The organism is Flavobacterium frigidarium DSM 17623 (assembly GCF_000425505.1).
Classification (GTDB): Bacteria; Bacteroidota; Bacteroidia; order Flavobacteriales; family Flavobacteriaceae; genus Flavobacterium; species Flavobacterium frigidarium.
This window is the reverse complement of sequence record NZ_KE384394.1, coordinates 73,852-82,301: the sequence shown is the minus strand read 5'-3', so window position 1 is coordinate 82,301 and position 8,450 is coordinate 73,852. Positions and strand designations below refer to the sequence as shown.

Sequence of the window (8,450 nt, the reverse complement as noted above, 5' to 3'; positions counted from 1 at the left end):
AAAAAGAATAATTAGCTCCTAGCATCATGTACCCTGGCATAATCGAAATAACCGATTCTGTAAAGAAACTTTGATTGAACGCTGTAGTTATTAGCTGACTATTTTTTAAGTTTAGCATATTATTACCTTTGAATAACAACTTCAAATTTTTAGCGACTAAATACTGTACGCTTCCATTCAAGAAATAAAGCTGATTGGTATTAAAACTTGAATCTTGATTATCAATAACAAATCCCAAATCCCATTTTAATTTATTGGTGCTTTTGCCACGTAATTTTAAACCAATTTGGTGATTGACCGTTACATTATTAAAAGCAAATAAGCTTTGTTCTAAGCGACGCCTACTAAACTTATAATCGACGGCAACCTGCACATTTGAATTTTTAAAATTAGAATTCACGTTAATTTTACCACTAAAATTATTCGAATTAAATTCATTGCCTACTCCACTATACTCAGAGAACCCCTTGGTCGCTAGATACACAAGGGTGCTTTTAACAGAGAACGGCAATTTCTTAATTTTTAAATCGTAACTCAAAATTCCTCTTAGTGTACTAGAACCAGATACTAAAGTTGCTTGATTCTCAACGTAATCATTTTGATAAATTACATTATTTGAGACCGCTTGATGATCTTTACTATAGTTTAGAGATGAAAACAACACCGAATTCGTCTTTGCGTTGACATTAAAGTAATTTAAAGAGAAACTGTCTTGAGGCAAAATTTTATTATACGCTACTAAACTCTCCTTATTAATTGTTTGAAAATCCTCAATGACATCATTATTTAATAGTTGAGAAAGCAGTGGCAATCGATGATTCAAAGAGTATCCCAAAGTGACTTTACTTAGAAAACCAAGGTTATAGGATACATTCAAATTTGGCTCTACTCTAGAATATGTAGTTTGTTCGCTGTTATAAGTAGTACTAACATTACTAGTACTAACTCCAGCAACAGATTGAATTTTTGGAGTCCACTGCCTCGTCCAACTAAAATTAGCTTGCAGTAATTGCTTCTTTAAATTTACAGATATCATTGCAAATGGTTTTACGTCAATATCATTTTCAAATTGCTCTTTCTGACTGAGAAGATCTAATTTTACACCAAAAAAATCAGACTTTTTAGATAAACTAAATGAGTTATAAAAATCAAAACTATTACCACTTAGCCTACTTCTTTGCTCAAGCGATTGCGTATCAAAGTCAAATAGCACTTCATCCCCACTCAAACCCAATTTTTGATCATTTGCCTTTGTAGCGTGCCTTATTACCCCTTTATACTTAATATCCTTTAAAAAAGTAGTTTGCACTTTAAAAACTTGTGAAAATCTCAAACCTTCACTACTATTTTTATATGTAGTTCGATTTGAGTCGCTGACTAAGTTTTGATTGATCTCATCATCTGTTGGCGTCAAATTAACCACATAAGACAAAAACGTATTAGCCGATTTATTAAATTCCCATTTTACAGCAGTATTGTTCAAAACATACGAACCTTTCTTTTGATCAAAATAGGATAATTTACTATCCTCAACACCTAAATTTGTTTGCGTTTTATAATTCTCTTCGAGTAAGTTTGCAGCGTTAAAAGTATTTGAAAAAGTGATTTTTGACCGAGCTGAAACAAGGCTCGTGTAGTTAAGTCCAATGAACTTATTGTTTTTTTCTTTATAAAACGGTGTAGGATTTAAAAATGAAGGCACTTCGATATCTGTTAATCGACTTGACTCAGCGTCATCATTGCCAGCTACTTTCATTTGGCTGTAATCCTCCAATGAAATAGGCACATTACCAATGGTATTGTAATCTGATATAATAGCCAAATTACCCTTCTTAAAAAATTTAAATGAATTAGTATGAAAACGCATTGCCTTCTTACCACCATAGCCTAGCTCGGCATCAGAAACCCATTTACTTTTATATGAGTCCTTCGTTTTCAAATTTAGCGCCACCCCTTTATCACCTCCAGATGCGATAGCAAAGCCTGAATAATTGGTATACAAATCGATGCCTTCAATCATCTCAGCATTGATATTTTGAGTAGCCATTTGATGCTTGTTGCCAAAAAATTCATTGCCGTCAATCAATACATTATTAATCTTCTCCCCCTTGTAAAATATTTTACCATCCGCGTCAACCTCAAGACCAGGAAGCTTTTTTATAACATCTTCAATTTTATTCTCGGTTCCATCAACTACTGCTTTAAGATTATAAGAAATAGTATCTTCTTTGATGCGCAATATTTTAGGACGTGCCTTAATAACAACATCCTCAAGCTGGTTTAGTTCAGGAAGCATCACAAAAGTTAGATCTACATTTCCCTTAACAGTTACAACCTCCATGATTGGTGCATATCCAAGTTTTTTTATATTAAAAATGTAAGTACCTAACGGCAAATCATTTTCAAAAATACCCTGATTGTTAGTTGTTCCAAAAGCAATTTGATTATTTAATTGATTTATAACTACAATACCTCTAGACACAGCTTCATGCTTATCATCGACTACTTTTATAGTTATCTTACTTTGTGAAAAAATAAAAATTGGAAAAAAAAGAAACAACAAATATTTTAAATTCAAAATACAAATTTTATAAGAAATTTTTAATTGAAGGTTGATTTTTTTCTATTCTTATCGCTTTGCCTATTGACTTTTCGTCTTTATACTCAAGAATTACACCATCTATGAAAGGTATTTTTTCTGGACTAGCTACTTTTTTCAACTCTTTTGTAAAATAGATCGATATCTTACTATTATTATACAGTCCTACTGCCTCCGTACAATTGTAACCTAAAATATTTTTCTTTTTATTAGTAATTTTCCATTTAACTATAGGTAATTTTTCAGTCACTAATTTACCATTGTTCTTCATCGTATAAGTATTATTATAACTATCCTTAATTATTTTTGAATGTTTAGATTTTACAGATGTTGACAGATCTTTTGAAATTGTACCTTCATTATTTAAAACCCCGTCATTAACCACTCCCTTTTGTTCAATTTGTTTGTTTTGAGATTTACTTTCATAGTATACCTTATTGTTTTCGAAACACATGTACGCCAGCATCTTCACGCTTGTTAATTGTTTCAAAACAGCACTTCTGAGGTGTTCTGGCACGCTTGCTAACGACGCTTCAGAAACAATTAATTGATTCTCAAAAGTAACTTTAACTGTCTTTTGACAATAACTTTTAATGCATACTGAGAAAAATATAATAATGTAAAAAACATGTTTCATTGTCATTTATTTTAGGGTTTGATATATTTTGTTTCTGTTGTATGCTTTGCCCCATTTTCATCGGTATATGACTTTGGCTTCAACATTTCCTCTTTTATTTTTTTTAATTCATCTGCCGTTACAAAAAGAATTTTTTTATCTAAATCTTCAAAAATTATTTTTTTATCAAAAAATTCAATTTTGGTAATATAAATCACTTTCCTTTTTTCTTCGACACTTAATATCAAACCAGGAATAGTTGTCATAGTATAAGGACCGTCTAATATTGGAATTTCTTGTGTATACCAGTATCTTATTGTGTCTTTTGAAGGCGAAATACTATAAGCTGATTTACAGCTATAATTATCAATCTTTTTTATTTTATTATCATAAATCAAGTCAATATCAGTAAATGGACTCTCATAATAATAATGCATATCCATGATTTGCAAATCCTCTAAGTTACTTCGTTTAATATGATTCTTCAAAATCCACATTTTAAATGGTTTTATTACAGATCCATTATGGATTGAAGTAGTCGTATTAACCTTTTTAGAAGCAATAAATTCTTCCTTTGAATTTACGCTTTTAAACAATGAAAAATCTCCATTATTTGTAAGCTCAAAATAATTTGGCAAAGAAAGGATTCTTTTAAGCTCTTCCCTTTCATTTTCAGGAACTTGATTAAAAAAAACATCGCTATATAGTATTCTTTGCTCATAGCTGATTTTTACGCTCTTTTGAGCAAAGGAAACACCGGACAAAGTCAAACAGACAAAAACTAAATAAAATTTCATAGATGTTTTTTTTTTTTTAAAATCAGGAGCTGTTAACCGCTCCTGACTACTACTTATAAAATTAACTTATTCTAGACACAAACTTGAATTTCAATTTTATTAAACGTCAAATACATTCCGTCTTCAGTTGCTCCATAATCATTCCACTCGATGACAACAGTTACACATGTATCATCTTCCTGCTTTGTATGTTTGACCTCAGTCTTTGTTTTAAGCTCTGTTTCAACCTTTGTTATAACTTCATTTTTACTTAACTCCTCTTTTTCAGAAGCAAACGAAGTTAAAGAAAAAGCGACTACTAAAGCCGCACTAAAAAATAATTTTTTTATAACATTAAAAATAATTTGGTTATTTCCTTGTTAAACTATTTAACAAGTGGTTTTGGACGTCCGAGAACAAATCAAAAAAAAAAAACAATATAACCTAATATTTATCGTACAAATTGTAAAAATAATATAAGATTAATCCTAATAGCCAATAAACACTGGGGTTTGTAAATACTTTAAAAACAATGATTTATTACAGAATGATATTAAAAACATCCAAATGCTATCAAAAATGATAAGCCATAAATCATTTCGATACAGCAATAATTTGGTTTTCAATAAAAAAATAAAAGACTAAATTTGAGTTTTACAATTTTTATGCTTCAATCCAAGAAAGAAACCGTTTACATCATCCTAGCCGGAATATTCATCACCAATGCTGTTGTAGCCGAGTTGATTGGTGGGAAATTAATTCAAGTTGGTCCCTACCTCATGAGCGTAGGCATCTTACCATGGCCCATCGTATTTGTTACTACTGATTTAATCAATGAATACTTTGGGGAGAAAGGCGTCAAAAAACTATCCCTAATAACCGCTTGCCTTATTGCCTATACCTTTGTAATTATCTATGCAGCGATGCAAATTCCAGCCGTTGCAGGTGACGGACTCGTATCTGACAACCAATTTAACGGTGTTTTTGGTCAAAGTTTGTGGATAATCGTTGGGAGCATTACCGCCTTCATGGTCTCTCAACTAATCGATGTCACTGTTTTTCATTTCCTAAAAAACAAAACGGGTAACAAAATGATCTGGTTACGTAGTACAGGATCAACTGTCATCTCACAATTGTTTGATAGCTTTATCGTTTTAGGAATCGCTTTTTGGATGACGGGTAAAATGACGACAGAGGTTTTTATAGCATCTGCATTTACGGGTTATTTTGTAAAACTTATCATCGCCATCGCCTTGACTCCATTAATTTATTTGGGACATTCTATAATCGAAAAATACTTGCACAATGAATAATTTCACAGACGAAAAGCCTAGATGTGGCTGGTGTTTATCTAGCGATTTGTATAAAGAATATCACGATCAAGAATGGGGAACGCCCGTTTATGATGATGCTACATTATTTGAATTTTTATTACTCGAAACTTTTCAAGCAGGCTTGAGTTGGATTACTATTCTCAATAAAAGAGAAAATTTCCGTGCTGCTTTTGACCAATTCGATTACAAAAAAATAGCTACCTACAGCGACGATAAAATTCTCGAATTATTGCAAGATGCTGGCATAATTCGCAACAAACTCAAAGTATATTCGGCTGTAACCAACGCACAGCATTTCCTTAAAATCCAAGATGAATTTGGTTCTTTCTCCAAATATATTTGGGAATTTACAGATGGGAAACCACTCATCAACACCCCAAAAACGCTAAAAGACGTCCCTGCTACTACCCCACTTTCTGATAAAATTAGCAAAGATTTAAAAAAACGAGGCTTTAAATTTGTCGGTTCTACGGTCATGTATGCTTTTATGCAAGCCACAGGAATTGTCAATGATCACGTCGAAAAATGCTGGAAAAAAAGCTGATTTTCACATGCTATTCTTTACTCAATATTAGATGATTTCACAAAAATTACTATTTGATGATAAAAATTTAACTTGAAAAAAAAATCTTCAAACTAAAAAAACCCTTACATTTGTGGTTCACTTTAGGGGTGTCTACAACTTTGTAGGCTGAGAATTACCCTCTGAACCTGATCTAGTTCATACTAGCGTAGGGAAAAGTACGATGACTTCCATAGTCCCTTTTTTGGGACAACTTCTAGCCATTCCTAAAGTATAACTATACTAAATTCAAAAGGAATGGAACTAAAAATCAACAACGAAAACAAACATTTTGCCAGCAGTAACCTAACTGTTCAGGCACTTCTTGACTTAGAAATTCCCGAAAAACAAAAAGGAATCGCTATAGCCATCAACGACACCGTAATTCCAAAATCCAACTGGAATTCCCATCCCCTAAAAGAAACCGATACTGTTTTAATTATTTCCGCAACCCAAGGAGGCTAATTGGCTGCTCGGGCGGGCTATCTATTGTAGATTAGTAAATAGTAATTAGTGAAGAGTGATTAGTCAAAAGCAAGAGACTATTGGGAAGAAAAGAAAAATTCTAGTACACAAACTAAAAAATCTATAAAAACCCTTTTAATCTGCGTGCAATTCTCGCCCAATAAAAACAGATGGTACAAATAATTAAGTCCGCGTTAATCCGCCTTCCATAAACACACAATCAAACCTTTAAGACATATAAAAAATGACAAACGAAGAAAAAATATCAAGAACCCCATTTCCAAACTCAAAAAAAGTATATATCGATGGTGACATCCACCCGATAAAAGTGGCGATGCGCGAAATCACATTGGCCGATACAAAAATGTCAAATGGCCGCATCGAGAAAAATCCGCCAATTACTATTTACGATACTTCGGGACCGTTCACTGATCCCAATATCGAAATCGACATCCGCAAAGGATTGCCTCGCATTCGCGAACAATGGATTTTAGATCGCAATGACGTAGAAGAGCTAAGCGAGATATCATCTGATTACGGAAAGGAAAGACTACATGACGAAAAGCTGAACCACCTGCGCTTTGAGTATTTACACAAACCGATGCGTGCTAAAAAAGGAGCAAACGTTTCCCAATTGTATTACGCTAAGCAAGGTATCATCACTCCAGAAATGGAATACATCGCCATTAGAGAAAACCAACGTATTGAGCAATTAAACGATCAATCAGCAGCGATGCAGTGTCAACATCAAGGGCATAGCTGGGGAGCAAACACACCTAAAAGCAAAATTACACCAGAATTTGTTCGTTCCGAAGTTGCTCGCGGACGCGCCATCATACCGAACAACATCAACCATCCAGAGAGTGAACCGATGATTGTAGGACGAAATTTCTTAGTAAAAATAAATGCCAACATTGGGAACAGTGCTGTTACCTCAACAATAGAAGAAGAAGTTGAAAAAGCTGTTTGGGCTTGCCGTTGGGGAGCAGATACCATTATGGATCTATCAACCGGAAAAAACATTCATGAAACTAGAGAATGGATCATCCGTAATTCTCCTGTGCCCATTGGAACGGTGCCTATCTACCAAGCTTTGGAAAAAGTGAACGGAATTGCCGAAGATTTAACTTGGGAAGTTTTTCGTGATACTTTAATCGAACAAGCAGAACAAGGGGTTTCTTATTTCACTATTCACGCTGGAGTACTATTGCGTTACATTCACTTAACTGCTGAGCGTGTTACAGGAATTGTCTCTCGTGGTGGTTCTATCATGGCAAAATGGTGTTTGTTTCATCATAAAGAAAACTTTTTATACACGCATTTCGAAGACATTTGCGAAATCATGAAGCAATACGATGTTGCTTTCTCTCTTGGTGATGGCTTGCGTCCAGGTTCTATTGCAGATGCTAATGACGCTGCACAATTTGCCGAATTAGAAACTCTAGGTGAGTTATCTAAAATCGCTTGGAAACACGATGTTCAAGTATTTATTGAAGGTCCTGGTCACGTTCCCATGCACATGATTAAAGAAAATATGGAGAAACAATTAGAACATTGTGACGAAGCTCCGTTTTATACTCTTGGCCCGTTAACGACTGATATTGCGCCAGGTTACGATCACATTACCTCAGCTATTGGAGCGGCGATGATTGGTTGGTATGGTTGTGCGATGTTGTGTTATGTAACGCCAAAAGAACACCTTGGTTTACCCAATAAAAAAGACGTAAAAGATGGTGTGATTACATATAAAATTGCGGCTCACGCTGCTGATTTAGCTAAGGGTCATCCTGGTTCTCAATACCGTGATAATGCCTTAAGTAAAGCTAGATTTGAATTTCGTTGGGAAGATCAATTTAATTTATCATTAGATCCTGATACAGCAAGAGAATTTCACGATGAAACACTGCCTGCTGAAGGTGCCAAAGTTGCACACTTTTGTTCGATGTGCGGACCTAAATTCTGCTCTATGAAAATATCACAAGAAATCCGTGACGTTGCCGAAGCTGAAAAAGGGATGGCAGCAAAATCAGAAGAATTTATCGAACAAGGGAAAGAGATTTATAGTTAGTCCAAAAAGAAAATAGAATAAAGATCCAAG

General features: G+C 34.0%; 7 protein-coding genes and 1 riboswitch. Of the genes, 4 read left to right on the top strand and 3 right to left on the bottom strand.

From position 1 onward, the window contains the following. The 3 genes from H603_RS0116160 to H603_RS0116150 form a co-directional block, all read right to left on the bottom strand. On the bottom strand, window positions 1-2,578 hold a 2,578-nt coding region (locus H603_RS0116160), incomplete at its 3' end, for a peptidase associated/transthyretin-like domain-containing protein (RefSeq protein ID WP_035676267.1). Window positions 2,579-2,588: 10 nt separating this feature from the next. Beyond that, window positions 2,589-3,236, bottom strand: coding sequence for a GLPGLI family protein (locus H603_RS0116155; RefSeq protein ID WP_026709600.1), 648 nt, complete (start codon window positions 3,234-3,236; stop codon window positions 2,589-2,591). 11 nt (window positions 3,237-3,247) lie between these two features. Continuing rightward, window positions 3,248-4,012, bottom strand: coding sequence for a GLPGLI family protein (locus H603_RS0116150; protein WP_026709599.1), 765 nt, complete (start codon window positions 4,010-4,012; stop codon window positions 3,248-3,250). Window positions 4,013-4,656: 644 nt separating this feature from the next. Between H603_RS0116150 and H603_RS0116145 the strand changes: the two genes are divergently transcribed. The 4 genes from H603_RS0116145 to thiC all read left to right on the top strand — a co-directional run bounded on the left by H603_RS0116145 (window position 4,657) and on the right by thiC (window position 8,420). Then, window positions 4,657-5,304, top strand: a complete 648-nt coding sequence (locus H603_RS0116145; protein WP_026709598.1) for a queuosine precursor transporter — start codon at window positions 4,657-4,659, stop codon at window positions 5,302-5,304. After that, window positions 5,297-5,869, top strand: a complete 573-nt coding sequence (locus tag H603_RS0116140; RefSeq protein WP_026709597.1) for a DNA-3-methyladenine glycosylase I — start codon at window positions 5,297-5,299, stop codon at window positions 5,867-5,869. The genes H603_RS0116145 and H603_RS0116140 overlap by 8 nt, the downstream gene beginning before the upstream one ends. 114 nt (window positions 5,870-5,983) lie before the next feature. Next, window positions 5,984-6,080, top strand: a riboswitch (TPP riboswitch). A 65-nt stretch (window positions 6,081-6,145) separates the two neighbouring features. Beyond that, window positions 6,146-6,352: a sulfur carrier protein ThiS gene (thiS, locus tag H603_RS0116135; RefSeq protein ID WP_026709596.1), complete on the top strand. Its 207-nt coding sequence runs from the start codon at window positions 6,146-6,148 to the stop codon at window positions 6,350-6,352. Window positions 6,353-6,596: 244 nt separating this feature from the next. After that, on the top strand, window positions 6,597-8,420 hold the full coding sequence (gene thiC, locus H603_RS0116130; RefSeq protein WP_026709595.1) for a phosphomethylpyrimidine synthase ThiC: 1,824 nt from the start codon (window positions 6,597-6,599) through the stop codon (window positions 8,418-8,420). Window positions 8,421-8,450 lie beyond the last annotated feature (30 nt).